This window comes from Streptomyces sp. 12E (assembly GCF_055633275.1).
The window spans coordinates 2,569,551-2,593,783 of sequence record NZ_JBVNCJ010000001.1 but is presented as its reverse complement, the minus strand read 5'-3'; the positions used below and the strand labels follow the sequence as shown (position 1 = coordinate 2,593,783).

At 71.5% G+C, this 24,233-nt stretch carries 24 protein-coding genes, 1 tRNA gene and 2 pseudogenes; 16 read left to right on the top strand and 11 right to left on the bottom strand.

The window, feature by feature from the left end; genetic code table 11:
* Positions 1 to 5: 5 nt before the first annotated feature.
* From ACZ8ZB_RS12130 to ACZ8ZB_RS12120, 3 genes are read right to left on the bottom strand one after another with little or no spacing between them, the layout of a single operon-like run.
* A complete protein-coding gene (locus ACZ8ZB_RS12130; protein ID WP_470737723.1) occupies positions 6 to 1,430 on the bottom strand; it encodes an exopolysaccharide biosynthesis polyprenyl glycosylphosphotransferase in 1,425 nt (474 codons plus the stop codon).
* Positions 1,427 to 2,713 carry a glycosyltransferase family 4 protein gene (locus ACZ8ZB_RS12125; protein ID WP_470737722.1) on the bottom strand — a complete coding sequence of 429 codons (1,287 nt, stop codon included), beginning with the start codon at positions 2,711 to 2,713 and terminating at the stop codon, positions 1,427 to 1,429. Before ACZ8ZB_RS12125 ends, ACZ8ZB_RS12130 begins: the two co-directional genes overlap by 4 nt.
* On the bottom strand, positions 2,713 to 3,798 hold the full coding sequence (locus ACZ8ZB_RS12120) for a DUF3344 domain-containing protein (RefSeq protein WP_470737721.1): 1,086 nt from the start codon (positions 3,796 to 3,798) through the stop codon (positions 2,713 to 2,715). The genes ACZ8ZB_RS12125 and ACZ8ZB_RS12120 overlap by 1 nt, the downstream gene beginning before the upstream one ends.
* 328 nt (positions 3,799 to 4,126) lie before the next feature.
* Here ACZ8ZB_RS12120 and ACZ8ZB_RS12115 point away from each other — a divergent pair, with 328 nt between their 5' ends.
* The 4 genes from ACZ8ZB_RS12115 (at position 4,127) to ACZ8ZB_RS12100 (ending at position 6,714) form a co-directional block, all read left to right on the top strand.
* Entirely contained in the window at positions 4,127 to 4,894 is a 768-nt protein-coding gene (locus tag ACZ8ZB_RS12115) for a hypothetical protein (protein WP_470737720.1), read from the top strand.
* 150 nt (positions 4,895 to 5,044) lie between these two features.
* A complete protein-coding gene (locus ACZ8ZB_RS12110) occupies positions 5,045 to 5,317 on the top strand; it encodes a hypothetical protein (RefSeq protein ID WP_470737719.1) in 273 nt (90 codons plus the stop codon).
* 94 nt (positions 5,318 to 5,411) lie between these two features.
* A complete protein-coding gene (locus tag ACZ8ZB_RS12105) occupies positions 5,412 to 5,864 on the top strand; it encodes a tyrosinase family oxidase copper chaperone (RefSeq protein ID WP_470737718.1) in 453 nt (150 codons plus the stop codon).
* The gene (locus ACZ8ZB_RS12100) at positions 5,848 to 6,714 is read left to right on the top strand and encodes a tyrosinase family protein (RefSeq protein WP_470737717.1); all 867 of its coding nucleotides are present in this window, start codon (positions 5,848 to 5,850) and stop codon (positions 6,712 to 6,714) included. The genes ACZ8ZB_RS12105 and ACZ8ZB_RS12100 overlap by 17 nt, the downstream gene beginning before the upstream one ends.
* A gap of 62 nt (positions 6,715 to 6,776) precedes the next feature.
* Here ACZ8ZB_RS12100 and ACZ8ZB_RS12095 read toward each other — a convergent pair whose 3' ends face one another.
* A complete protein-coding gene (locus ACZ8ZB_RS12095; RefSeq protein WP_470737716.1) occupies positions 6,777 to 7,013 on the bottom strand; it encodes a chaplin in 237 nt (78 codons plus the stop codon).
* A gap of 316 nt (positions 7,014 to 7,329) precedes the next feature.
* Between ACZ8ZB_RS12095 and ACZ8ZB_RS12090 the strand changes: the two genes are divergently transcribed.
* From ACZ8ZB_RS12090 to ACZ8ZB_RS12080, 3 genes are all read left to right on the top strand, one after another.
* Entirely contained in the window at positions 7,330 to 7,599 is a 270-nt protein-coding gene (locus ACZ8ZB_RS12090) for a hypothetical protein (protein ID WP_470737715.1), read from the top strand.
* 108 nt (positions 7,600 to 7,707) lie between these two features.
* Positions 7,708 to 7,986, top strand: a complete 279-nt coding sequence (locus ACZ8ZB_RS12085; protein ID WP_470737714.1) for a hypothetical protein — start codon at positions 7,708 to 7,710, stop codon at positions 7,984 to 7,986.
* A 209-nt stretch (positions 7,987 to 8,195) separates the two neighbouring features.
* Positions 8,196 to 8,462 carry a hypothetical protein gene (locus ACZ8ZB_RS12080; RefSeq protein WP_470737713.1) on the top strand — a complete coding sequence of 89 codons (267 nt, stop codon included), beginning with the start codon at positions 8,196 to 8,198 and terminating at the stop codon, positions 8,460 to 8,462.
* A 179-nt stretch (positions 8,463 to 8,641) separates the two neighbouring features.
* On the opposite strand, the gene ACZ8ZB_RS12075 is transcribed toward ACZ8ZB_RS12080, so the two are convergent.
* Complete coding sequence (locus tag ACZ8ZB_RS12075; RefSeq protein WP_470737712.1) at positions 8,642 to 9,613, bottom strand: alpha/beta fold hydrolase; 972 nt, start codon at positions 9,611 to 9,613, stop codon at positions 8,642 to 8,644.
* 495 nt (positions 9,614 to 10,108) lie between these two features.
* Between ACZ8ZB_RS12075 and ACZ8ZB_RS12070 the strand changes: the two genes are divergently transcribed.
* On the top strand, positions 10,109 to 10,519 hold the full coding sequence (locus tag ACZ8ZB_RS12070) for a DUF6416 domain-containing protein (RefSeq protein WP_470737711.1): 411 nt from the start codon (positions 10,109 to 10,111) through the stop codon (positions 10,517 to 10,519).
* 127 nt (positions 10,520 to 10,646) lie between these two features.
* Here ACZ8ZB_RS12070 and ACZ8ZB_RS12065 read toward each other — a convergent pair.
* Positions 10,647 to 10,907 (bottom strand): annotated as a pseudogene (locus ACZ8ZB_RS12065) (UTRA domain-containing protein); the annotation flags it as partial.
* Between ACZ8ZB_RS12065 and ACZ8ZB_RS12060 the strand changes: the two are divergent.
* From ACZ8ZB_RS12060 to ACZ8ZB_RS12050, 3 genes and pseudogenes are all read left to right on the top strand, one after another.
* Positions 10,839 to 11,372, top strand: a complete 534-nt coding sequence (locus tag ACZ8ZB_RS12060) for a hypothetical protein (protein ID WP_470741660.1) — start codon at positions 10,839 to 10,841, stop codon at positions 11,370 to 11,372. The pseudogene ACZ8ZB_RS12065 and the gene ACZ8ZB_RS12060 sit on opposite strands and share 69 nt — an antisense overlap.
* A gap of 1,003 nt (positions 11,373 to 12,375) precedes the next feature.
* The gene (locus ACZ8ZB_RS12055; RefSeq protein WP_470737710.1) at positions 12,376 to 12,864 is read left to right on the top strand and encodes a hypothetical protein; all 489 of its coding nucleotides are present in this window, start codon (positions 12,376 to 12,378) and stop codon (positions 12,862 to 12,864) included.
* Positions 12,865 to 13,621: 757 nt separating this feature from the next.
* Positions 13,622 to 14,463 (top strand): annotated as a pseudogene (locus ACZ8ZB_RS12050) (IS5 family transposase).
* 17 nt (positions 14,464 to 14,480) lie between these two features.
* Here the strand turns inward: ACZ8ZB_RS12050 and ACZ8ZB_RS12045 are convergent.
* The 4 genes from ACZ8ZB_RS12045 to ACZ8ZB_RS12030 all read right to left on the bottom strand — a co-directional run bounded on the left by ACZ8ZB_RS12045 (position 14,481) and on the right by ACZ8ZB_RS12030 (position 16,469).
* Positions 14,481 to 14,678, bottom strand: coding sequence for a hypothetical protein (locus ACZ8ZB_RS12045; protein ID WP_470737709.1), 198 nt, complete (start codon positions 14,676 to 14,678; stop codon positions 14,481 to 14,483).
* 121 nt (positions 14,679 to 14,799) lie between these two features.
* A complete protein-coding gene (locus tag ACZ8ZB_RS12040; RefSeq protein ID WP_470737708.1) occupies positions 14,800 to 15,057 on the bottom strand; it encodes a hypothetical protein in 258 nt (85 codons plus the stop codon).
* Between the two features lie 26 nt (positions 15,058 to 15,083).
* Positions 15,084 to 15,920, bottom strand: coding sequence for a hypothetical protein (locus ACZ8ZB_RS12035; protein WP_470737707.1), 837 nt, complete (start codon positions 15,918 to 15,920; stop codon positions 15,084 to 15,086).
* Between the two features lie 473 nt (positions 15,921 to 16,393).
* Positions 16,394 to 16,469 (bottom strand) — tRNA-Arg (locus tag ACZ8ZB_RS12030).
* 320 nt (positions 16,470 to 16,789) lie between these two features.
* Between ACZ8ZB_RS12030 and ACZ8ZB_RS12025 the strand changes: the two genes are divergently transcribed.
* From ACZ8ZB_RS12025 to ACZ8ZB_RS12005, 5 genes are all read left to right on the top strand, one after another.
* Positions 16,790 to 18,400, top strand: a complete 1,611-nt coding sequence (locus ACZ8ZB_RS12025) for a dynamin family protein (RefSeq protein ID WP_470737706.1) — start codon at positions 16,790 to 16,792, stop codon at positions 18,398 to 18,400.
* Between the two features lie 3 nt (positions 18,401 to 18,403).
* Positions 18,404 to 20,206, top strand: coding sequence for a YfjP family GTPase (locus tag ACZ8ZB_RS12020; protein ID WP_470737705.1), 1,803 nt, complete (start codon positions 18,404 to 18,406; stop codon positions 20,204 to 20,206).
* Positions 20,207 to 20,432: 226 nt separating this feature from the next.
* Positions 20,433 to 20,912 (top strand): single-stranded DNA-binding protein, encoded by a 480-nt coding sequence (locus tag ACZ8ZB_RS12015; protein ID WP_470737704.1) that lies wholly within the window; start codon positions 20,433 to 20,435, stop codon positions 20,910 to 20,912.
* A gap of 281 nt (positions 20,913 to 21,193) precedes the next feature.
* A complete protein-coding gene (locus ACZ8ZB_RS12010) occupies positions 21,194 to 22,606 on the top strand; it encodes a Cys-Gln thioester bond-forming surface protein (protein WP_470737703.1) in 1,413 nt (470 codons plus the stop codon).
* Between the two features lie 74 nt (positions 22,607 to 22,680).
* The gene (locus ACZ8ZB_RS12005) at positions 22,681 to 23,130 is read left to right on the top strand and encodes a hypothetical protein (protein ID WP_470737702.1); all 450 of its coding nucleotides are present in this window, start codon (positions 22,681 to 22,683) and stop codon (positions 23,128 to 23,130) included.
* On the opposite strand, the gene ACZ8ZB_RS12000 is transcribed toward ACZ8ZB_RS12005, so the two are convergent.
* On the bottom strand, positions 23,019 to 23,906 hold the full coding sequence (locus tag ACZ8ZB_RS12000) for a septum formation family protein (RefSeq protein ID WP_470737701.1): 888 nt from the start codon (positions 23,904 to 23,906) through the stop codon (positions 23,019 to 23,021). The genes ACZ8ZB_RS12005 and ACZ8ZB_RS12000 overlap by 112 nt on opposite strands.
* Positions 23,907 to 24,233 lie beyond the last annotated feature (327 nt).

Here is a 24,233-nt window from a genome sequence, read left to right as displayed (position 1 = left end):
TGTCGTCAGCTCCCCGTCGGACGGACCAGCGTGGTCGCGGTGCGCAGCAGGATGCAGACGTCCCGCCACAGCGACCAGTCGTCGATGTAGGCGTTGTCGAACCGGCAGCGGTCCTCGATCGAGGTGTCGCCGCGCAGCCCGTGGACCTGCGCCAGACCGGTGATGCCGGCGCGCATCCGGTGCCGGGCCGCGTAGCCCGGGTACGTCTGGCTGAACTGTGCGACGAAGTAGGGCCGTTCGGGCCGGGGGCCGACCAGGCTCATGTCGCCGCGCAGCACGTTCCACAGCTGGAGCAGCTCGTCCAGGGAGGTGCGCCGCAGCATGCGGCAGAACCAGCGCATCTCGTGCTCGCCCGCCACGCTCCACCGGGTCGCCGACTCGCGCTCGTCGACCGGGCGGTGGGTGCGGAACTTCAGCAGCGTGAACGGCTCCCCGTTCCGGCCGATGCGCTCCTGCCGGAACACCACGCCCGGCCCGTCGGCCAGCCGCAGCGTCACGGCGCACACCAGCAGCAGCGGGCTGACCAGCAGCAGCAGCGTCCCCGAGACCAGGATGTCGAGCATCCGCTTGCCGAGGCCGCCGTCGCGCGCCGGGGCGAGGTCCAGCCGCCGGCAGGAGAACCCGGCCAGCCGCTCCCGCGCCGGGTACGGCGCCGGGTCGGCGTCCACCTCCCAGACCGCGCAGCCCGACGCGGCCAGCGCCCGCAGCAGCGCTCCCTGTTCGGTCCGCACCGAGGGATGGACGGTGAGCACCGCCCGCACCCCGTTCTGGATGACCGCCCGCTCGACCTCCTCGTCCGTGCGCAGCACCGGCACGCCCTCGGCGCCGTCCGGCCGCCCGGCGACGATCCCCACCGGCCGCACCCCGCAGCGCGGGTCGCGCAGCACGGCGGCGGCCACCCGCTGCGCGGTCGCGGCCGGCCCGACGACGAGCGCGGCGCGCGGACGGCGCAGCAGCGCGGCCCGCCGCCGCCCGTGCACGGCCGCGCGCAGCGCGCAGGCCGCAGCCGCCTGCACGGCGAGCCCGGTCAGCACGGTGCCGGCCGGCAGCGCGTCCTCCGGCCGGTACGCCGCCCACAGCACCGCGCCGGCCGGCCAGACCACCGCGACACGGCCGCACACGGCGGGCAGTTCCTCCAGCAGCCCCGGCACCGGCGGCCGGGTGTCACGCGGGCGCAGCAGCAGCGACACCGCGATCAGCAGGGCGACGAGCAGCGGATGGCGCTGGGCCCCGGGCAGCACCAGCGCGGCGGGCAGGACGGCGGCGCCGTCCGCGACGAGCAGCGGCAGCGGTGAGGCCGTCCGGGGCGGCGCGGCGGGCAGGCGGGGGCCGGTGTCGGCGCCGCGCGGCGGCATGACGGAGACGGGTGAGGGGAATCCGTGGTCCCGCGGCGGCACGCCGGGGGAGGTCACGGTACGTTCGGCGGTCACGAGTGGATGGGCTCCCTGTGCTCGGAGGGCTCGGCGCGCGATGTCGTCCGGTCGGCCTCGGCGCCCCCGGCCGCCCGGTGCGGACATGCCCTCGCCGCGGCGGGCCGGGTGCCGAGCAGGTCGTGGTAGACGTCGGCGACCGCCCGCGCGGTGTGCCGCACGTCGTGGAGGGACAGCACGTGCCGACGTCCCCGGTCGCCGAGGGACGTGCGCAGCACCGGGTCGAGCAGCAGTTCGCCGACCGTCTCCGCCAGGGCCCGGGGGTCCTCCGGCGGCACCACGCACAGGGCGCAGAGGGAGGGCGGCAGGCTCTCGCGGGCGCCGTCGACGTCCGTGACGACCACGGGCCGCCCGCAGGCCATCGCCTCCAGCGGGGCCAGCGCCATGCCCTCCCAGCGGGACGGCAGGACGACGAGGTCGGCGGCCTGGTACCAGGGGGAGGCGTCCGCGACGGCCCCCGCGAACAGCACGGACCCGGGGGCGACCGCGCGCAGCCGGTCCCGGTCCGGCCCGTCGCCGACCAGCACGAGACGGGCGTCGGGCACCCGGCGCAGCACGGCGGTCCAGGCCCGCAGCAGGACGTCCTGCCCCTTCTGCCGGCACAGCCGGCCCACGCACACGACGAGTGGCGTTCCCTCGCGCAGCCCGGCCAGCGGCGCGAGCCCGGCCCGTACGGGTCCTGCGGGCGCCGGACGGAAACGGCCGGGATCGATGCCGTTGGGCACGACGGTCAGGCGGCCGGTGATCCCGGCGTGCACGCCGGTGGCGCGCTCCGCCTCGCTCACGCACACCACCCGCGCGGCCCAGCGGGCCGCCCACCGCTCCCAGCGCAGCGCGAGGGCCGCCGTGCCCCCGCCCACCGCCTCGAACGACCAGGCGTGCGGCTGGTACACCGTGGGGATGCGCCCGCGCACCGCGAGCCGCCCGGCGAGCCCGGCCTTCGCACTGTGCGCGTGCACCAGATCGGGGCGCACCTCGTCGATCAGCCGGGTCAGCTGCCGCACCTCCCGCGCCAGCGAGGCGCCCGGCGAACGCGTCGCCCTCCAGTGCCGCACGTGCGCGCCGAGCGACCGCAGCCGGCCGGAGAGCGCGCTGTCGGGGCAGATCGCGGCGACGTCCAGGCCGTCCGCGAGCTGGGCCCGCACCAGGTCCGTCACGACACGCGCCACTCCGCCGTCCACCGGCTGGGTGAGGTGCAGGACCCGCGGCCGGCGGACGCCGGCCGCCGGGCCCGCGGGAACGGTCTTTCCGCCCCCGAAGGTGCTCGACGCGGAGGCGTTCATCACCGGGCGTCGACGGCGGCGAAGAGCACGCCCGCCCATGCCGCGTCCCGCTGGGACGCGAGCCGGAAGGTCGCCCGGTCACCGGCGTGCGGCAGGCCCCCGTCGAGGTCGAACACGTCGGAGTCGTAGCCGAGGGTGTTGGCGTACGCCGGCACCCGCGCGGGGGACGCGCCGCCGGGGTCGGCGATGGTGGAGTTCAGGACGTCGTCGAAGGGGTTGGCCCGGTCGGCGAAGGCGGTGGGGGTGGGCCCGCCGGCGGTGAGGACGAGCGAGTCGCCGGTGGTGCCGCGGTCGCCGTTGTAGGCCACCAGTCCCGCCCGGCCCCCGGCGCCCGCCGGGAACGGCAGGTCGCTCAGCGGCATCCCGACCCCCGAGCGGCCGCCCAGCGGGGCGAAGCCGTCCCAGAGCGCGAGGTGCCGCAGCGGCTCCGCCGGGTTCTCGTACGCCACCACCAGCGTCCAGCCGCCCCAGGTCCCGGCCGCCGATCTGCCCATGGCCACGTTGACCTGCGCCACCGTGTACAGGCCCGGTCCGCTGTCCCGCACCAGTGCCGTCACGTCCGCCGAGGCCTGGAAGGCGTCCGCGCCGTCCGCCACCCGGTGTCCCACCACCGTGTCGGCGAACAGCTCCTTGTACTCCCCGCCGGGCTCGGCGATCAGCACCCGTCCGTTGTCCTGCCACGGCTTCTGTTCCCCGGCGAGCAGGTTGCCGCCCCAGTACAGGCGGGCGTACGTCACCCGGGAGCCGGTGGGCAGACGGACCTCCGCGCGGGAGGAGTTGTACGTGTTCGGGTCGCTGTCGACGTCGACGTAGAACATGTCGAAGTCGCCGTTCACCCCGGGGCCGCCCGCCTGCGCGTCCCGGCACGAGGACGCCTGGGCACGGCAGGTGGCCGAGGCGTTGGCGGCGCGCACGATGCCGCCGTGCTGGACCGCGCGGTACCGCTGGGAGAAGGCGAGGCCGTCGGCCTCCGGAGAGGGCGCGAGCGGCGCGGAGGCCGCGGAGGCGCAGGGCGCCCACAGCACTGCGAGGGAGAGGACGCCCACTGCCGTGTGGCGAAGCATCTGACCCAGGGATTGACGCATGACCGTCGGAGCCTTTCGGAACAGGTGGCGGTGGCAGGCAGCGGGGACGAGTGCGATGCGGCCGCCCATGGGGTGCTCGGGAGGTTCGCAACTCTAGTCATCAAACGGACAAATTCACCGAAATTCGATGAAGGGCGACAAGTGTGTTGGAAGCGTGAAGCCCCTTCCGGGGGCGGCCGGCCCGGCCCACCGCCCCGTCCGGGTGCTTTCCGGGCGGTACGCACGACGGGTGAGGAGCGGGGAACCGAATGGCGCACACCCGGTTGCGGGGGTCCCCGGGTGCTCCCACGGTGGGCTTCGAGATCCGAAGCCTGTGAAAGGAACCCCCATGCGCGCTCTGCCTGCCCGGCGCATCGCACTCGGCGCACTGTGCGCCGCCCTCCTCGCCGGCCTCACCGGCCCGGCCGCCATGGCCGACGAGCACGACCGCGCGGCATTGCTCGCGCAGGTCAGGACCGTCGAGGCGGGCGAGCCGGGGCTCGCTCCGGTCGTCGGCCTGCTGGAGGCCGTGCTCGAGAAGGGCGAAGGCCGGCTGTCCGCCGCCGAGGCCAGGGAGCTGGGTGACGCGGCGAAGGACGCCCTGGCGAAGGCGGCCGACGAGGACCCGGCGACCACGGCCGGGATCACCCTCACGACCGGGACCGCCACCACGACCGGACCGTCGCCGTCGGCCACGACGACGACGACCACGACGGCGACCACGACGGCGGACGGCACGGCACCGGCCGCCGCCGGGGACGACCTCACGAGCGAGGAGACGGCCACCCTGCGGGAGGTCCTCGACGCCCTCCTCGACCTGCTCCGGCCCGACGCCGGCACCGACGCCGACGCCGACGCCGACGCCGACACCGGCACCGACGCCGACACCGGCACCGACGTCACCGCGGACGCGGACACCGGGGCGGACGAGGGCACCGCTCAGGAGCCCTCGGCCCTCGACGAACTGCTAGCCCGGGTGCACGACCTCGTCGACGCGCTGCTCGGCGCCGCGCCCCAGGCGTCGACCCTGCCCGCACCCGTAGGACCCGTGCAGACGCCGCTGCTCCCCGGCGTCACGTTCCCCGCGCTCCCCTCGGTGCTGCTGCCGTCCTCGTGAAGTCGAGGTCCCGCCACCCCCGAAAAACTCTCATATGAGGACTTGCCAATCTTCGGCTCCACGGTTTCCGCTCCGGCAGGAGGTCGTTAGGCACGGCGACAGAATTCCCCTCCGGCGACCGGCTCCCGCGTTGCCGAAGAAAGGAACACGATGAAGTCCCTGAAGGCTGCCGCCGTCCTTGCCGGAACCCTGATCGCCGCCGGTGCCGCCGCGCCCGCGTACGCCCAGGGGTCCACCGACCTGGCGTCCACCAGCCTCGACACCGGCCTGCGCACCGCGCTCCCCTTCGAGGTGACGGCGACGGACGAGTCCGGCTCGCTCGCCGGCGCCGACGAGGAAGCGCTGTTCGGCACGACGAAGGAAGCGGCGGCCACGGTGAACGAGGCGAAGCCGGTCCACGGCGACCTGGGGCTGCACGCCTGAAAAGCACCCCTGAGAAATCCGGCCCCCAGTTTCCCCTGGGGGCCGGATTTCGTTTGCCGCTACGGACAACCGTACGGACAAGGGAGTCAGGCCGATGGCCATCGGAATCGACGCAGCCCCGAAAGGCGTGCAGCCGCCGCCCGCACCGAAGGGCAGAACGAGGCGGGAGGTGTCACAGGGTCTGCGCACCGGAGCGCTCGCCGCGGCCCTGGCACCCCTGCTCGCCGCCTTCCGCGCACCACGCCCCGCCCCCGGGAGGGCTCCCGGCCGCGCCTCCTTCGCCGAGACGTACCGAGGCCGCCGCATCCAGGGCGTGCGGGCCGCGGACGGCCACTGGCACGTCACCGTCGACCGCCGCCCCCTGCACCTGATGCGCCGGGCCGACGGCACCTGGCTGAGCATGGTCGACCACTACTGCTCCTACCCCACACCGCTCGACGCCGCCCGCGCCGCCGCGGACGCCCTCGCCCCCGGCGAGCGACTGCGCGCGGCGGGCGCGGAACCGCGGCACGAGCACCGGGGAGGCGGGCATGGCGTACGTGCGTAAGGACGCCGCCACCCTCACGGCGGCCGAGAAACGCCGGTTCGTGAACGCGCTGCTCGAGGTCAAGCGGCGGGGGGAGTACGACGAATTCGTGCGCACGCATCTCGCGTACTTCTCCTCCGACGGCGAACGGGGGCTGCGCACCGCGCACATGGCGCCCTCCTTCCTGCCCTGGCACCGCCGGTTCCTGCTCGACCTGGAGGAGGCGCTGCGCCGGGTGGACTCCTCGGTGACCCTGCCGTACTGGGACTGGACCCGCGACCGCACGGCCCGCTCCGCACCCTGGACGGCGGACCTCCTCGGCGGCAACGGGCGCCGTTCCGACCGCCGGGTGACGACGGGCCCGTTCGCGTACCGGGAGGGCAACTGGAGGCTCCGGGTGGGCGTGACCGAGGGGGAGTTCCTCACCCGGGACCTCGGCCGCCGGGACGCCCCGATCGACCTGCCGGGCAAGAGCGACCTGGAGTGGGCGCTGAAGGAGCCCGCCTATGACGTGGCGCCCTGGGACTCCACGGTCACCCGGGGCTTCCGCAACCGGATGGAGGGCTGGGGCACGGGCCGGGGCAGCGTCTCGTGGCGCAACCACAACCGGGTGCACCGCTGGGTCGGCGGCGTCATGCTCACCGCCGCCTCCGTCAACGACCCCGCCTTCTGGCTCCACCACGCCTTCGTCGACCTGCAGTGGTACCGCTGGCAGCGCCGGCACGGCGGTGCCCGCTACCTGCCCGCGACGGCGCCGGGCCCGGGTGACGAGCAGCACGGCCGGGTCGTCCCCCGCGACGAGAGGCTGCCGCCGTGGGACGTGACCCCCGGTGAGCTGGAGGACGTCAGCGACACGTACCGCTACGCGTGAGGTGACACGAGGGCATGGCAGAGCCCCGGCGCCGGAGGCGGCCGGGACTTCCTCGCGACGCGCTACTTGTTCACGCAGTGGTCGCCGAAGGCGGGGTCGAGGGCGCCGACCACGTTGACGGTGTTGCCGCACGCGTCGACGGGCACGTGGACCGGGACCTGGATCACATTGCCGGACGCGACACCGGGCGAGTGGACCGCCGCGCCCTCGGCGCCGGAGTCCGCCGAGGCCGTTCCGGCGCCACTGATCACGGCGGCCCCCGTGCCGAGAGCCACGGCCGCCTTCGCGATACGAGACATCACGTTCTCCTTGTTGGTCAGGCAAGTGCGGTCCCCTCACGAGCAGCCGCACTTCCCGCTCAACGCGCCGACTTTCGCGGGGTGACGGGCGATGCCCGGGGGTCGCTTCTCGGTCGCCTTCGCGGCGGACGCGGGGCGTGTCCGCGACGCCGTTCATCCATCTGGTGCAGCCGGACAGGGCCCTGACCTGCACATCCACACAAAACATGTGCATCTGGGGTGTTTTGATTGTTCATAACCGTCGAGATCGCCTAGATTGACAGCGTTCGGTGACCGGCCCACTACGGACCGTGTCCACTCGAGAAACGGAGAGGTAATGCGTAAGTACCAGAAGGCCGCCGTCGTGATGGCCATGCTCGGCAGCGTCGGCTTCCTCGGTGCCGGCGTCAGCCACGCCGGTGACGAGCCGTCGTTCGAGCTGAACAGCGAGCAGGCGGTGACCTGCGCGCAGGACAACTCGGTCCAGTCGCTCATCTCCATCGACGACGTCAACGCGGGCGTCGGCGCCCTGCTCGGCCTCGGCAACGCCGAGAACACCGAGACCAACGCCGTGGCTTGCACCAACGCCCTCGGTATCGGCGGCTGATGGCCACTGCCAGGTGATCTGGGCAGGTCCTGGAGTGCGGGCCCACGTGTCCGCCCTCCGGGCCTGCCCGGCCCGTCGGTCGGTCCAGGACTGTTGAGGAAAAGGTAGATGTTCAAGTCGAAGAAGATCGCAGCGGCGGCGGGGGTTCTGGGGAGCTTCGCCCTGATCGGCGTCGGCGCCGTCCAGGCCGTCGGTGCCGAGAACCCCGGCAACTGCACCGAGGACGAAAAGGGCAACGTCCACTGCGTGCAGGTGGACGAGCACCGGATCACGCGCGGCGAGGACGGGAAGGTCCGCATCGACGGGCGGACGTCGAAGAGCTGCTCCGGCTCGGGCGGCGAACTCTCCTGTGTGAGCAGCGTCGTGTTCAGCGACGAGGCGCCCTGACGATACGGAAGGGGCGCGGTGGCGCTGTCGCCTGATCGCCGGGCTGCCGAGTCGGTCAGAGGGCGTACGACAGCACTGCGAAGTGTCTTTTTCTCTATGCGAACGCTGTTCAGCGTTTCACCTACCAATTGACGCAAAAGCCACCCGGGTTCGGTGGCCGTCCGTGACCGATTCATGGTGAATCGTGTCTATTCGAGAATGGAGAGATAATGCGCAAGTACCAGAAGGCCGCTGTCGTGATGGCCATGGTCGGCAGCGCCGGCTTCCTCGGCGCCGGTGTCGGCCACGCCGGTGACGGCCCGTCGGCGGAGCTCAACAGCAGCCAGACCGCGACCTGCGTGCAGGACAACTCGGTGCAGTCGCTCATCGCCGTCGACGACATCAACCTCGCCGTCGGTCTGCTGGGTCTCGGCAACGCCGAGAACGCCGAGACCAACCTGGTGGCCTGCGGCAACGGCCTGGGCATCGGCGGCTGACGATCACCGTCAGGTGATCCGGTCGGGTCCCGGGGTGCGGACCGTGTGTTCACGCCCCGGGACCTGCCGGTCTCCGTCGGCCGAGGTGCCGTCGTTCACGGCGGCGCCTCCCGCGCCGGACCACCCGTACCACCGGAAATGGCCGGGACCCGATACCGGGTCCCGGCCATTTCCGGTGGTCAGCGGCGTGCCGCCGGAACGGAACCGGCGCCCGGGGACTCGACGGCGTTGCAGTACGGCAGGTCGTCGATGGAACGGTCGGTGCAGAAGCGGCCGATCAGGTCCGAGGACTCCTGCCGGCGTTCGACGGTGACCAGGTGGTCCGCCTCCTTGACGGTCGTGAAGCGCGCCGAGGGCATCACCGTGGCCAGTTCACGACCCATCTGCGGGGTGCAGAGGGTGTCGTACTCCCCCGTGAACACCAGGGAGGGCACGTCGGGGATCGGCAGGGGGCGGTAACAGCCGTGTGTCGTCAGCCGCGTGTTGTGCTCGACCGCCTTCCTGATCTCGTCCGGCGTCTGGTTCAGGAACTGCTGCTGGAGGAGGCGGGCCACGGCCGCGTGCTTACGGACCCGCCCGGCCCCCGGGTTGGACATGAACAGCCGCACCAGTCCGCCGGCGGCTTTGTCGTTCTCGCCGCGCTCGAGCGCCCGGGACAGCCGGGGCACGGCGTCGGTGTAGATGTCGGGAAGCCGCTTCGCCGCGCCGCAGAAGACGATGCGCCGGACGAACTCGGGGTGGAGCTGCGCGAAGCGGAGGCCGACGACTTCGCCGAAGCAGCCCCCGAACAGGTTCACCTGCGGCATGCCGATGCTCACCAGCATGTGTCTGACCGCGGCGGCGAGGAAGTCCATGCCGTACCGGGCGGGCAGGAAGTCCGAACTGCCGTAACCGGGGAGATCCACGGTGACCAGCGTGCACAGCGGTGACAGCCATTTCTCGTGGCCCTGCCAGGAGTACCTGTTCTGGGACGAGCCTCCGAGCAGTACCAGCGGGTCGGTCCGCGGAGCGCTCTGGTGGACGATGCGGCATGTGTACGCGAAGCCCTCGAAGGTGAGGCTTCGCTCCTCGGCCTGCTCCGGCGCGGGCGTGTCAGAGCCATGGTGGTGTGCGTTCGGTGCGTCCTGGGGGATGGTGGCGGTAGTGCGCATGAACGGCTCCGGGACAGAAGGAACGACGGTGAACCCGTCCATGATTGCCGACAATGCACCATTTAGGGCGTAATTCCACTTTTGTGGGCGATCCCAGTGAGGCCGTCCTCCGGCCGGGATCCGGCGGTGGACCGGAAGGCGCCCGGCCCGCGGCGTCGGGCGCCCTCCGGCACGCGAAAAGGCCGGCGTTTTCGCCGGCCGGCGGATGTGGCGCCCCCGGCAGGACTCGAACCTGCGGCCAAGCGCTTGGAAGGCGCCTTGCGGGTTGCGTCCCACCCTCCTGATGACCTGCGGCTCCTCCCCGACTGAACGGTGTGTCGGTGGAGCTTCGACACGGATTCGACATGCACTGGACTGGTGGCCCGTACGGCGCGAACGTTACGCACACCGGCCGATGGTCTGCGGTACCGGAGGTTGGGCCGGTCAGGTACGGAGCAGTCCCGGGGTGGGCTTGGAACGGGGCAGAATGAAGCCACTCAAAGGCGAGACGTGGGGGTGGACGTGACGGTGTATCTGGCTGAGGCCGATCCGCGGTGGGCTGAGCATTCCGGGGAAGAGGGGCACTACGAAGCTCCGGAATGGGGTCCCGAGGACTTGGAACGCGCCGCGGTGTTCCTGGCCGAACTCGCCCCGCAGGCCCGGCAGGTGTTCGAGTACCTGCTACGCAACCCCGGCCGGAGGATCCACTGCACAGAGCTGGTGGACAAGGTCCTGGGTGGGCCCAATGGGAGTGATCCGGCGCGACGCGTGGCAGGTGTTCTGTCCGGGACGAGCAAGGGGCACGGCAATAGTGGGCGGCGGTATCCGTTCTACTGGTGGGAGGCCCCTGAGGGAAGTGCGGGCGCAACGTACGCGGTCCGCCCCTCGGTGGCAGCGGTGTTCCTGGCCGCTCAGCTCGGCGAGTGACTCCCTCGCCCGTGGCGTGAGGGCCGGTGGTCTCGTAGTAGCGCCTCGCCGGCGACCGTTTGTCGTCGACGGGGCGCACGCCTTTTGAACCTCGCCCGGTGCATATCAACCGCCCTGCGAGCAGCGGCTAACGGTTGATCGGGATCTCGTAGACGATCTCGCAGTGCGCGGCGGGCACCACGAGGTCCGCCGTCTCCACGGGCCGCCCCTGGTCGCTGTAGTACGTCCGCCGGATGTGCGTGACGAGCGCGGACTTCCGGATGCCCAGGAGTGACGCTTCCTCGGCGGTCGCCTGCCTCGGCTCCGGCTGCTCCACGGCGTGGCTGACGGTCACGTCGATCGCGGCCATGCGGTTCACGACACCCGTCCCGGCGTACGGCCCACCCTCGGCACCGATACGCCGCGCCCCGCGACCGCCCGGGCCGTCCGCGAATTCTCCAGCCCTGGCGAGCTGAACTCCACCGTCGGGGAGTTGTGGGTGACTGTGCATCGGAGAGACGATGCCCGCTCGGCGCTCGACGATGTTCGCAAGGCGCTCACGGAGTGCTCGGGCAGCTTCAAGGTTCTCGGCGCCCCCGTGATCTACCGCGACCTCGAACCAACCCAGGCCCCAAATCTCGGGGACGAATCCGTCGGCTTCCGGTTCACCACCAGCCTCTCCAGCGTAAGCAGTCCCGCGACCTACGCCGTCGTCCGCACCGACCACATCCTCACCACGATGATGGTGATCACGGACACGCTTCCGCGGCCCCTTCTGGAGGCGCAGCTGGCGAAGCTCCCCGGCCGAGGAGGGCACACAAAGGGTGCACAACGCATCAGGGCCCGGTTTCCCGCGCAGGAAACCGGGCCCTGAGCTCTGCTGCTTCAGCTGTCGGGGTGGCGGGATTCGAACCCACGACCTCTTCGTCCCGAAGCAACCGGGCTGGGGTGCTGCCTTGAGTTACTGCGCGTCTCACCTGCGTTGACGGTCCACATGCGTTCGCGCTCGTCCGCCGATGTCCGTCGGCGTTGTCACGCAGTTAGACACTCACCTGGGCACGTGGCGGTGTTCCTGAGTCGTCTGCTCGATGCCGTCATGGCGGTGACGATCGATGGTCATCGCCGGTATCGTGACGTGATCCGTCCTTTGCTGCACGGGAAGTTCTCATGCCTCGCCGTTCTCCGGGCGAGATCAGGTCTGAACGGCTTCGGCGCATGCCGGCAGGCGGGATCCCGGTCATTGACGGGTTGTGTGCCGCGACGAATCACGAGATCGCTCAGTTCGAGACCCGTCATCAGTTGCCGGCAGGGCATGTGGCCCGTGCCTTCCGGGACTGGGCCCTGGCCCTACACGAGCGGCCGGACCAAGGAGCAAACCACGGCTACGGGACAACGGCGTGGAGGGACATGCACGCCCGAACGCTGTTGGAGGATGTGGCGGCGTCGATGCGACGCAGGAACAGACGTGACTTTCTGGCGGCGATTGCTCCCTTGGACGACCGCTATGTCTCGCGAACGCTCCCTGATCCCTCTGCGGCGAGCCGGGGCCCATGGTGGAAGTGTCGCCTCAAGGATTGATCCGCACTGCGCCGCTTCGGCTGACAAGAAAACCCCATCTTGCTGCATCGCCGCCCCGGGGCGGAAACCCGTGGGATCGGGGGCTCTGAACTGCGGTTTCTACGCTGGCGGCGGTGGCTCGCGTGTCGCCGTTGGTCAACGTCGGTCGCCGTTGATTCCCCTCGCGCGGCTCAGAGGCGGCCCAGCAGGTGATCACTGCGGCCGCCGCCGATCGGATCGGATCGCCTCGACAGCATCCTGACCGGAGGCTGTACTGTGCCGCCCAGGTGGAAGGGCGCCGACAGGCATCAGGGGGTCGCGTGAACACGGGCATGACCCGTCCGCTCGGACCGGGCGGCGCGTCGCGAGGCGCTTTCCGCCGGGTCGCACGTCACCTCGGCGCCATGCATCTGGGTGGTGCGCTCCTGCTGTTCACCTACGTGATCCCTCCGGCCCGGTCTCTCGACGCCTACGGCGCGGCACCGGCCGGCGATCCTTCGGCGGACGTGCCCCCGTTCGTGATCTTCGCTGTGGTGCTGTTCCACTGTGTGGGCTTCCACGTGCTCGTACAGATCCCCTCCGGGCTTTTGGGTACCAGGTTGGGCCTCCACCACGGCGGCTTGATCACCTACGCCTCGGCCCTGGCGATCGCGGGAGTCCTCACCGCCGTGGCCTTGCCGGCGGCCCTGCGTGTGGAGGATGTCGGTGAGCTCGGGCGACTATGGGCTGACTTCATGGTGCGTGGCTCGCTCGGACTGGCGGGCTACGTGTGGATGACTCGGCGGTCGCAGGAGGACTCGAAGACGTGAGGCCGGCGGAGCTTCAATGGATGAGCCAAGTGCCGTCAGGGGCGATCAGAAGCCGGTCTACTGATCACCGGTTCCACTGACCAGCGGGCCTGACGAAGCCCACGGCTCTGACCAGTTCGGATGCCGTGGGCTTCTGTCGTTGTCGGTCGGCGTTGGCTGACCTTGGACGGCCCAGAGACGGCCCGGCACAGTTAGCTGAGGCGCCTCTGCCGCACGTATCGAAAGATTACGAGGGTGATCACAGCGAGCTGCGCAAAAAGCCAGATGCCGATCTCCACCCCTCCCATGCTGCTGCCGAGTGCTACCAGCGCCAGAGCGAAGATGGCGATGACCAGCAGAAGATTTACGATCAAGCTGCGCAACGTCCTGCCCCCTAGATTTGTGGGCTTGTGCCCTGGTGGGCATGATCGCAGGTGGTGACCGCCGCGTATAGATTTGGCTGACCAGTACGGTCGGTGGAGCCCTGATGGCCCAGATGAGCACTGGCGCATGGGTCCTGGACCACCAGTTTGGAAGATCGCGTACGCGGACCGGCACTAAAAGAGCGTTTCGTCCTGTGATGAGTGTTTCATCGCACTTTAGGCGCCGGATCGTTTCGGGCTGGTCGGGGCGATAGACGTCTGCTGTGGCAGGCGAGGCGGGTGACAGCCTTCGGGGGTCCGTTTCGGTCCGTTCGCTCCTGTCTGATCCCAACACGCCCCCCACCGTGCTTGTTTGCGCCCTGTGGCAGGGGGGCGATCATCGGTACTACAGAAACATGCCTCGCAGACAGCGGCCGTATCCGAGCGACCTGTCCGATGCCCGTTGGAAACTGCTGGAACCAACTCTGACAGCCTGGCGGGCCGAACGAGGAGGGAAGGGCCTGGACATCGGCCGGCCGCCTGAACACGACCTGCGCCGCATCATGGACGCCATCCTCTATGTCGACCGGACCGGAATCCCGTGGCGGTGTCTGCCACACGACTTCGCCCATGGGAAACCGTCTACGGATACTTCGCCGCCTGGCAGAAGGACGAGGTCCTCGACCAGCTCAACGGCCTCCTGCGACGACTGGTCCGGAAGGCCGAAGGCCGCGACGCCGAGCCCGGCGCCTGCATCCTCGACGCCCAGAGCGTCAAGACCTCAGCCAACGTGCCCGCGGCCGGCCAGGGTGTCGACGCGGGCAAGAAGATCGCAGGCCGCAAACGCCACCTCGGCGTCGACACCGCCGGCCTCCTCCTGGCCGTACTGGTCACCGCCGCCAGCGTCTCCGACAACGCCGGCGGTATCCACCTGCTCTCGAGCATCGCCGAAGGCCGCCCCCGCGTCACGAAGGCGTGGGCCGACACCGGCTACCGCACCAAAGCCATCGAACACGGTGCCACCCTCGGCACCGACCTCGAAGTCACCCGCCGCGACCCCGCCCAGAAGGGCTTCAAGGTGATTCCGCGACGCTGGGTCGTCGAGCGGACCTTCGGCTGGCTCATGCACCACCGCCGCCTCGCCCGCGACTACGAAACCCGCCCCCACCGCTCCGAAGCCATGATCAAGGTGGCCATGGTTGACCTCATAAGCCGACGGCTCACCCGCGGATCATCCCCGAACTGGCGCGACGCATGACCACCGCGCAGGCGACTTCACGAGTGCGTCGGGCCCTGCCGCAACACGCTGAATCGCTGATCCACCAGATCAACGCACTCATGCAGACTCGGCATCGGCAGACCGACACGGTCACGCATCACAGCAATGGCCTGCACGTTTCGCCCGGCCGAAACGAGGCTGTCCACCTCCGACCGCACCTCAGCTGAGAGCCGGCCCCACAGCACGTTCTCCATACCCGCATTGAACCCCACAGGCCGTACTCGAGAGCGACCGCGCCCCCTCGAACCGTCGCCTTACCAAACAGCCCCACCGGGACAAAACGCTCCTTAAAGGGTCGGCGGTTTCGTAAGACAATCAGCCATCGAAGCGGTTCCAGTCGATAGGGAGGTCGGCCAGCGGGGCCAGGGCACTTCGGTGGGTGGCGCCGGCCCAGGCATCGAAAGCTTCCCCGTTCTTGCTGCTGACACGCACGACGAGGCCGGGGGCCACATAGAAGTGGGTGGGCGCCCCGGGCCGGAAGGGACGCAGGGGCACAAGCTGCAGTGCTTCGGTGAGTTGCTCGACCTGTGGTGCAGTGAGTTCGCGGGGCAGGGCGAGGTAGTCGGCGCCCATGGATGCCTCGAAGAGGGAGAACTGGATCAGGAAGCCGCTGAGCGGTTCCTGTTCGGCGATCGGCGCCTCGTCGAATTCACGGAACCAGACAGTCGGATCGGCTTCAGGTTCCTCAAGCGTCCACAGGAGTGACCAGAAGAAGCCTCCTTGGTTCCGACGCCGAAGACGAGCATTTCTCCGAGACGGTCGGTGTGCAGGTCTGGCTCGGGCAGGATCCTGTTCTGGATTCCGAGGGCACCCGGCCGCTGCTTCGCGAGCCGGTACAGCTGTCTCAGTCCACCGGGAAGGCGTGGCGCGGAGTCGCGGGTAGGCGATTCGGCGGCGTCTGCGGTGGGGTACCAGCCGGTGACGAACTGCTCGAGAGCTGCCGCACGGTCACCGTTCATATTCCTCAGCCACTCCAAGTCCGGCACGTGCGCAGGTGGAAGTGGTGGGCGCACTCGGTTGAGGAGTTCTCTGCTCAAGGATGCTTCAAAGCGCAGTTCGCATTCGGTGAGAACGCCATCGGAGGTGCCAGCCCGGGTCACCCAGGCAGTTCCCAGGTACAGGACCTCACCTCCGACGCGGACCGCGATGTGGATCGGTGACGAGCCTTCGCCCACACCCCAGGACGCCCCCATGAGCCGCTCTGTGACCGGCGCCGGTGCGGGCCCGATCAAGCGGACCTCCTCAGCGTTCCACACACCGCTTCTGGCGGGTGCGTCACTCGCTTCCGCGATGATCACCGTTCCGGCCGGGCCTATGACGACACTGGCACCCCCCACCGTGAAACGCCCGGGTACCACCGAGCCGCCGACGAGCACGGGTACGTGCTCCCGATCGAACACCGGCACCGGAATCACGGCGGGAAGCTGATCGTTCATTCCCGCATCATCCTTGACCACGGCCGGTCACCCCCAATTCCTCGCGTCGAGCCCGCCTCCGGCACCGCATCCAAGGCGGACAGGCGAGTGGGTTCGTCATCTCTCCGCTCCCGGAATCCGCGAACCCACGCGTTCTTGACCTCGACCACTTCAAGAACCTCGGCGACAGCCTCGGCACCCTTCGCCACGCACGCGCCGACTACCGAGTCGCCCAGGAACACGTCGCCCTCGGCCTGGACGGCCGTGAGCCGGACACCGTCCTGGTCGTCCGCGGCATCGTGGGGCACAGCGCGCTGGAGGTGACGGTGAACATCTACGCGCACGCCGACATGACGGAGAAGCGGGCCGCTCTGGACCGGCTGGGGAGCCTGCTGGCCGTCGAGTGACGGGGCCGTTGCCGTCAGCACTGCCGTCAGAACCACGAAACGCGCCGGAGGGGAGGTCCCCTCCGGGGCGTTCTTGCTGATAGGAGGTGGCGCCCCCGGCAGGACTCGAACCTGCGGCCAAGCGCTTAGAAGGCGCCTGCTCTATCCACTGAGCTACGGGGGCCGGTGTGGTGGCTGTCGTCGCGGTGCCCGGGGACGGGCCCGTCCGTGACGTCGCCGGAGACAAGGATAGGGCTCCCGCATCCTCGTCCCTGTTGCCTCGCCTCCGTGACGCGGTGTGGAGGTTCGGTGAAGCGGTCCCGATAATCGCAGGCAGGTGCGAATCGTGCATCGCTTTTGACCCCTGGCGCACCGGGTGTTGTGCACTCGTTATGCCTGGAGCGCGCACGCGCCGTGGTCATCCCTTCCGTCCCTTGTGTCTTGTCGGCGCGCAGACATACTCATATGCTTCAGAATTCCCCCAAAATTGGGCATTCTTCGCATGTGGTGACCTTGGACGTACGGCCCCAGCTGCTCGACGCACTCTCCGCCCTGCGCGAGCGTGTCGCCGCCGCACGCTTCCCGCTCCCCCTGGCGGGGGCCGCACGCGCGCGTGCCAACCGCGACGAGCTGCTCGCGCAGCTCGACGACTACCTGGTGCCCCGGCTGAGGGATCCCGAGGCGCCCCTGCTGGCCGTCGTCGGGGGGTCCACCGGGGCCGGGAAGTCCACCCTGGTGAACTCCCTGGTGGGCCGCCGGGTCAGCGAGGCGGGCGTGCTGCGGCCGACGACCCGGACACCGGTGCTCGTCTGCCATCCGGAGGACCACCACTGGTTCAGCGGGATGAGGGTGCTGCCCGACCTCACGCGCGTGTGGGTGCCCCACCACCGGGACCCCGCGGACGACCTGCTCCTGCCGGGCGAGGACCCCGCGCGGGTGCTGCGCGTCGAGACCGCCGACACCCTGCCGCCCGGTCTCGCCCTCCTGGACGCGCCCGACATCGACAGCCTCGTCTCCGACAACCGGGTCCTCGCCGCCGAGCTCATCAGCGCCGCGGACATCTGGGTCATGGTCACCACCGCCGCCCGCTACGCCGACGCCGTTCCCTGGCACATGCTGCGCACCGCCAAGGAGTACGACGTCACCCTGGTGACCGTCCTGGACCGCGTGCCCCACCAGGTCGTCTCCGAGGTGTCGCGGCAGTACGGCGCCCTGCTCACCAAGGCCGGACTCGGCCACGTACCGCGCTTCACCGTGCCCGAGCTGCCCGAGTCGGCCTGGGGCGGCGGACTGCTGCCCGCCACCGCCGTGGCCTCGCTGCGGACCTGGCTGGTCCACCAGGCGCTGGATCCCGCCGCCCGGCAGTACACGATGACCCGCACCGCGTACGGCGTCCTCGCCTCCCTCGACACCCGCATGCCCGAGCTGGCCGGCGCCCTCGCCGCGCAGTACGCGGCCGCGCTGCGGCTCACCGCCGCCGTCGAGGGGGCGTACGACAGCGAGCACGCGCGCGTACGGGGCCGGCTGCAGGCCGGAGCCGTACTCGCCGGCGACGCGCTCAGACGGTGGCGCGCCTTCCCCCTGGACTGCACTCCGGGCGAACTCCTCGACACCCTGGCGGAGAGCCTGAGCGCGCTGCTGCTGTGCGCCGTCGCCGCCGCCGACGAGCGCGTCGACGACGCCTGGCGGCGCGAACCCGCGGCGGACGCCCCCGAGCTCGCCGGCCGCGACACCGCGCCCGAGAGCGCCGAGCACCGTATCGGACTGGCCGTGCGGCGCTGGCGGCGCGAGCTCGAGGAGTACGCCGAGGACGAGGTGCGGGGGCTGGACCGCAGCGTCGCGCCCGACCCCGAGACGGTCGCCGCGCTGGTCGCCACGGTCCTGCTGGGCGGTCGCCGGGGCCGGACCGCCGGGGAGGGGCTCGCCGAGCGGATCGGCGCGCACGGCGCGCTGCGGCTGCGCGACCGGGGCGGACGGCTGCTCGTCGCGTACGTGGACCGCGTCATGTACGCCGAACGCGAACGCCGGCTCGCCCCGCTCGACGCGCTCGAGGTGCACGCGGAGCCCCAGGCCGAACTCATCGCCGCGTTGTCCGTACTGCAGAAGGAGAGGTGACCGGTGACCGCCGTCACTGACCAGGACCACACCGAGCACCCCGAGCGTCCCGAGCACGTCGACCGTGACGCCGGGCGGCCGCCCCGTACGGACACCGCGGGCCCTTGGGACGACGGGCTGATCGCGCGCCGGGTGAACGGGGGCTCCGACGAGGAACAGCGCGGGGCGGCGGCCCGCACGGCCGCGCCGCAGACCGTGACCCCGCTCGCGTACGACCCGTGGCTGCGGTCGCGGCTCGACGCGCTGCGCGAACTGGTGGGGCTCTCCCGCGCCCGGCTCGACAACCGCACCCTCGCGCGGGCGGGCCGGGTCCTCGAGGAGTCCACCGCGCGGCGCCGGCTCTCCGGACAGCACACCGTCGTCGCCATCGCGGGCGCCACCGGCAGCGGCAAGTCGCAGCTGTTCAACGCGCTGGCGGGAGTGCCCGTCTCGGAGACCGGCGTACGGCGGCCGACCACCGCCGCGCCCATCGCGTGCAGCTGGAGCGACGGCGCGGCGGGGCTCGTCGAACGCCTCGGCATCCCGCCCCGGCTCAGGCGGCGCCCCCTCCAGGCGACCGCGGACGCCGACGAGCGGCTGCGCGGGCTGGTCCTGGTCGACCTGCCCGACCACGACTCGGCGGCCGTCCAGCACCGGAAGCAGGTGGACCGCGTCCTGGGACTGGTCGACGCGGTCATCTGGGTCGTCGACCCGGAGAAGTACGCCGACGCCATGCTGCACGAGCGTTATCTGCGGCCCATGGCGGCCCATGCGGAGGTCATGTTCGTCGTCCTCAACCAGATCGACCGGCTGCCCGGGGAGGCCGCCGAGCAGGTCCTGGACGATCTGCGGCGACTGCTCGACGAGGACGGCATCGTCCTGGGGGAGTACGGCGAACCCGGTACGACCGTGCTGGCGCTGTCCGCGCTCACCGGTGACGGGGTCGGCGAACTGCGCGAATCGCTCGCCCGGTTCGTGGCCGAGCGCGGGGCCCCGGCCCGGCGGATCTCCGCGGACGTGGACGTCGCGGCGGCCCGGCTGCGGCCCGTGTACGCCACCCGGCGGCGCACCGGGCTGAGCGAGGAGGCGCGCGAGGAGTTCGCCGACCGGCTCGCGGACGCCGTGGGGGCCACCGCCACGGGCGAGGCGGCCGAGCGCGCCTGGCTGCGCAACGCGAACCGCGCCTGCGGCACGCCCTGGCTGCGGCTGTGGCGCTGGTGTCAGGCGCGGAGCGAGCCGTCCACCGGCCGGGTCGCCCTGCGCGGTCAGCCCGACGAGGAGGCGACGGCCCGGCAGCGCGTGGAACAGGCGGTGCGCACGGTGGCCGACCGCGCCTGTGCCGGACTGCCGGCGCCGTGGGCGCTGGCTGTGCGGGAGGCGGCCGTACGCGGCTCCCAGGGCCTGCCGGAGGCACTGGACGAGCTGGCCGTACGCGCGGGACTGCCGCCGGGGAGGCCGCCGCGGCCCGGGTGGTGGCCGCTGGCGGTGCTTGCCCAGGTGTCGATGACAGTCCTTCAGTTCGCCGGCGGGCTGTGGCTGCTGGCGCAGATCATCGGGGTCGTGGCGCCGAACCTGGGGGTGCCGGTGCTGCTGATGGTGGTCGGCATCGTCGGCGGCCCGCTCGTCGAGTGGAGCTGCCGTGTGGCGGCGCGGGGGCCCGCCCGGCGGTACGGGCAGGAGGCGGAGAGGCGGCTGCGGGAGGCGGCCGCGGGGTGCGGCCGGGCCCGTGTCCTGGATCCGGTGGCGGCGGAGCTGCTGCGGTACCGGGAGGTACGGGAGCAGTACGGGCGGGTCGTGGGGGCAGGGGCGGGGGCCGGCCGGGGCTGAGGCGGAGCGCCTCCTTCGGGTGGTGGGGATGTCCACAGGGCGGAAGCGGTCCACAGCGCTCGGCGGGCCCGGCCCGACGGAGGCAGTCTGGCTTCGCGGCGATCGCGGGACGGTCCGCGGTCGCCCTGCCGGACGGCAGCCGTACGGGACGGGCCCGTACGCGTACCAGCCCGGCGCCGGTGTCGCCGTGCGCGGCCGGCGGGGCCGGGCGAGGGAGGGAGACACGATGAACGAGACGATGGTGTGCGTGGTGGGCAACGTGGCGACGCAGCCGGTGTACCGGGAGACGGCGTCCGGCCCCGCGGCCAGGTTCCGGCTCGCGGTCACGTCCCGGTACTGGGACCGGGAGAAGAGCGCCTGGGCGGACGGACACACCAACTTCTTCACGGTGTGGGCGAACCGGCAGCTCGCCACCAACGCGGCGGCGTCGCTGTCGGTGGGCGAACCGGTGATCGTGCAGGGCCGGCTGAAGGTGCGTACGGAGACGCGCGAGGGGCAGCAGGGGTGGATGTCGGCGGACATCGACGCGGTGTCGATCGGTCACGATCTCGCCCGGGGCACGACCGCCTTCCGGCGCGCGCAACGGCCGGAGCAGGCCTCCGTGCCGGAGCGCTCCGGACCCGACTGGGAAAGCGGGCCGGGGAATCCGGCGGCGGCGTACGGAAGCGTGCCGCAACGGCAGCCGGAAGCGGCGGCGGTGACATGAAGTCAGGGATTCGGCCTCGGCGCCGCCGCTGACTGAACCACGGCTTATCGGTGGATCCGCACCGGAACATCCCGAGTGGATTTGTCGACAAGGCCTGCTCGTGACGGCTTCCGCGATAACGATTCCGAGTCGGATCACTCCTCCGACGCGATCACCGGCAAGCGCGCTTCGCCGCCTCCTTAGGATGCCGGGCAAGGCTCCCGGCACTCTCGGGGCCGGTGATTCTGCTGGTGGGACCGTCAGCCCCCCACGTCAACGGGTCCCGCCCGGGAAGGATTTCGGTGTTTGCTTCGTTCTCCGCGGGGTCCGCACGCGGATGCGGGTCGGCCCGTCTCGCCGCAGGGGCGCTGGTGTCCGGACTCGTCGCCACGGCCGCACTGGCCGGCGCCGGGACGGCAGCCGCCGACGAGGAGACGGCACAGGGGCACAGCGGGGCGGCCGCGACCGTGGGCGGGCTCAAGACCTACGGCGCGGCCGTGATCCACGGCGCCGCCGGGGACCAGCAGGTGTCGGCGGGACTGTTCGAGATGTCCGTCGAGGGCGGCGGCACGCTGCAGACGTACTGCGTCGACATCCAGACGCCCACGCAGAAGGACGCCAAGTACCACGAGACCGCCTGGAGCGGGACCTCGCTCGGCGTCAACAAGGACGCCGGCCGGATCCGCTGGATCCTGCGGAACTCCTACCCGCAGGTCAACGACCTCGCGGCACTCGCGAAGAAGGCCGGCGTACGCGGCCGGCTCACCGAGCAGGACGCGGCGGCCGGCACACAGGTGGCCATCTGGCGGTACTCCGACGACGTCTCCGTGGACGCCGTCGACCCCCAGGCCGAGCAACTCGCCGACTACCTGCAGAAGAAGGCCCGCGATCAGGGGGAGCCGAAGGCGTCGCTGGCCCTGGACCCGCCCGCGGTCTCCGGCCGCCCGGGTGAGCTGATCGGTCCGGTGACGGTGCGCACGGACGCGCGCAGCGTGACCGTCTCCCCGCCGGCGGACGCCACCACGACCGGGGTACGGATCGTGGACAAGGACGGCGAGCCCGTCACCACCGCCACCGACGGCGGCCAGATCTTCTTCGAGGTGCCCGAGGACGCGGCGGCGGACACCGCCGAGCTGACCGTGCAGGCCTCGACGACGGTGCCGGTCGGCCGCGCCTTCGTCTCCGAGAGCAGGAGCCAGACGCAGATCCTGGCCGGCTCCAGCGAGTCGACGGTCTCGGCGACGGCGAGCGCCACCTGGGCGCTCGAAGGCGCGATACCCGCACTGTCCGCCCGAGAGAACTGCGCCGCGGGCGGGGTGGACGTCACCGTCGCCAACCAGGACGACGAGCCGTTCACCTTCGAGGTGGCGGGCGGGGAGCACACCGTCGCGGGCGGCGAGTCCCGCACGGTGACGGTCCCGCTGAGCGAGGACCGGCCCTACGACTTCACGGTCACGGGCCCGAACGGCTTCGAGCAGCGCTTCACCGGCGTGCTCGACTGCCTCACCCGGTCCGCCGAGATCGGCACCACCACCCACACGCTCACGGGCCCGAGCCTCACCCCCCTGGCCGGCACCCCCACCGACACCAACCTCGCCGAGACCGGCTCCTCCAGCGCCACCCCGTGGATAGCCGGTACCGCGATCGCCCTGGTCGTCCTCGGCGGAGCGGGCCTGGTCATCACCCGCCGCAGGAACGCTCCCTCCGGGGGGTGAGCCGCCCTTCTCCCGGTGTGCCGGCGTCTGGCGGCACGAGGGGAGCGGGGGCAGGAATCCGACCGGTCGCCGCCGTGGCCGCTGCGGCGCTGCTGCCGGCGGGGCTGCCCGCGCCGTACTTCCCGGCCGTCCACGGCTGCGGTGAGGAGGAGGACCGTCTCGCCGAGGCGACGGCCGGCGAGACGGTGCTGGACGCGGCTCCGGAAGACGCGGACGGGAAGGACCGCCACCGGGAGTGCGATGACGACGACCGCTTCGTCGTCGTGGGAGCGCGGTACCGGTACGACGGTTCGCCGGAGGACGTGCTGCGGTACTACGGGGAGACGGCCCGCGCCGACGGCCGGCGGCCACGGGCAGGGGCCGGATCCTCGATGGACCCGGACCCGGACCCGGACCCGGACCCGGCGGTGCGTCAGCCCGCCCAGGCCTCGGCCTCGTCGGCCGGGACGGTGGTGGCCAGGCCCAGTTCCTTGCGGGCGGCGACCGACTTGTTCGGGTCGATGTCGGTGATCGCCGGGTCGTAGGCGAGGTAGAACGCGTCGGCGTCGGCGGCGTCCGCGGCCTTCTTCCAGTTCCCGGCCGCCTTCGTCAGCGTCGCGCGGAGCTTGCCGACCTCGGCGCCCTCGATGCCGCCCAGGCCCTCGACGTGCGTGTCGAGGGCGGCCGCGACGGCCTTGGCCTGGGCCTTGTAACCGGCCAGGTCGTCCTCGACGAGGTCCTTCTCGGACTGGTTCGCCCACAGGGCCTCGTAGAGCGCGTTCGAACCCTCGAGGTACCTGGCCTGCTCGGGCTTGAGGGACTCCGCGGTGTCCAGCGAGCCGCTGAGCGTGCCCTTCTCCGAGGTGTAGGTGCAGCTCACCGCGCGGTCGCCGGTCGCCCAGCTCTCCTTGGTCGGGGTGTAGTAGAAGAGGGCGGCGCCCTCGGGGAGCGCCCAGGTGTCCGGGGAGTACTTCTGCGCCTCGACCGGGCAGCGGTTGTCCGCGATCGCCGAGATACCGTCGTCGCCGGGGTACTCGTTGCCCTCGTCGATCGCGAACTCACCGACGACCTGGCCCTCGTGCGCCTCGTCGCAGGGCACGATCTCGACGGAGTACGCCGTCCCCTCGGCCTTGCCGTTCGGGTTGTAGCAGTCGCCGACGTCCAGCGAGAACACCGAGCGCTGGCGGGCCACCTTCTTCGCGCCGTCCTTGGCGCTGTCGACGGCGTCGGAGACCTCCGAGCAGCCCACCGCGCCGATCGCGAGCAGGGCGACAACGGCGGATATGCCGCGCAGGGGGCCACGGGGGGCGCGGATTGCCATGACGTGTACATCCTCTTATGTGATCTTCATGAAGGTCGCGCGCATCGTATGTCATCCCTGTGAGCAGGCCGCGCGAAGGCCCTCACCTCATCGCGGCATCCCCGACGCGCGACGGGCCGCAAGGATCGTGCTCGGGTCGCTCGCGGGCGGGAGCGGGGAAGGGGCCTGTGACATCCCCGCGGAGCCGGGCGCCGACCGTTCCGGGCTCACCGGCCGGGGCTTTGAGCCCTAGCGTCGGCACGCCCGCGTCCCGGAGTCCGGAACCCGCGTCAGCGGGTGCGCCACCACCGGCGGGGCGGCGTGACCGGCTCGCTCCCGGCTGCCCGC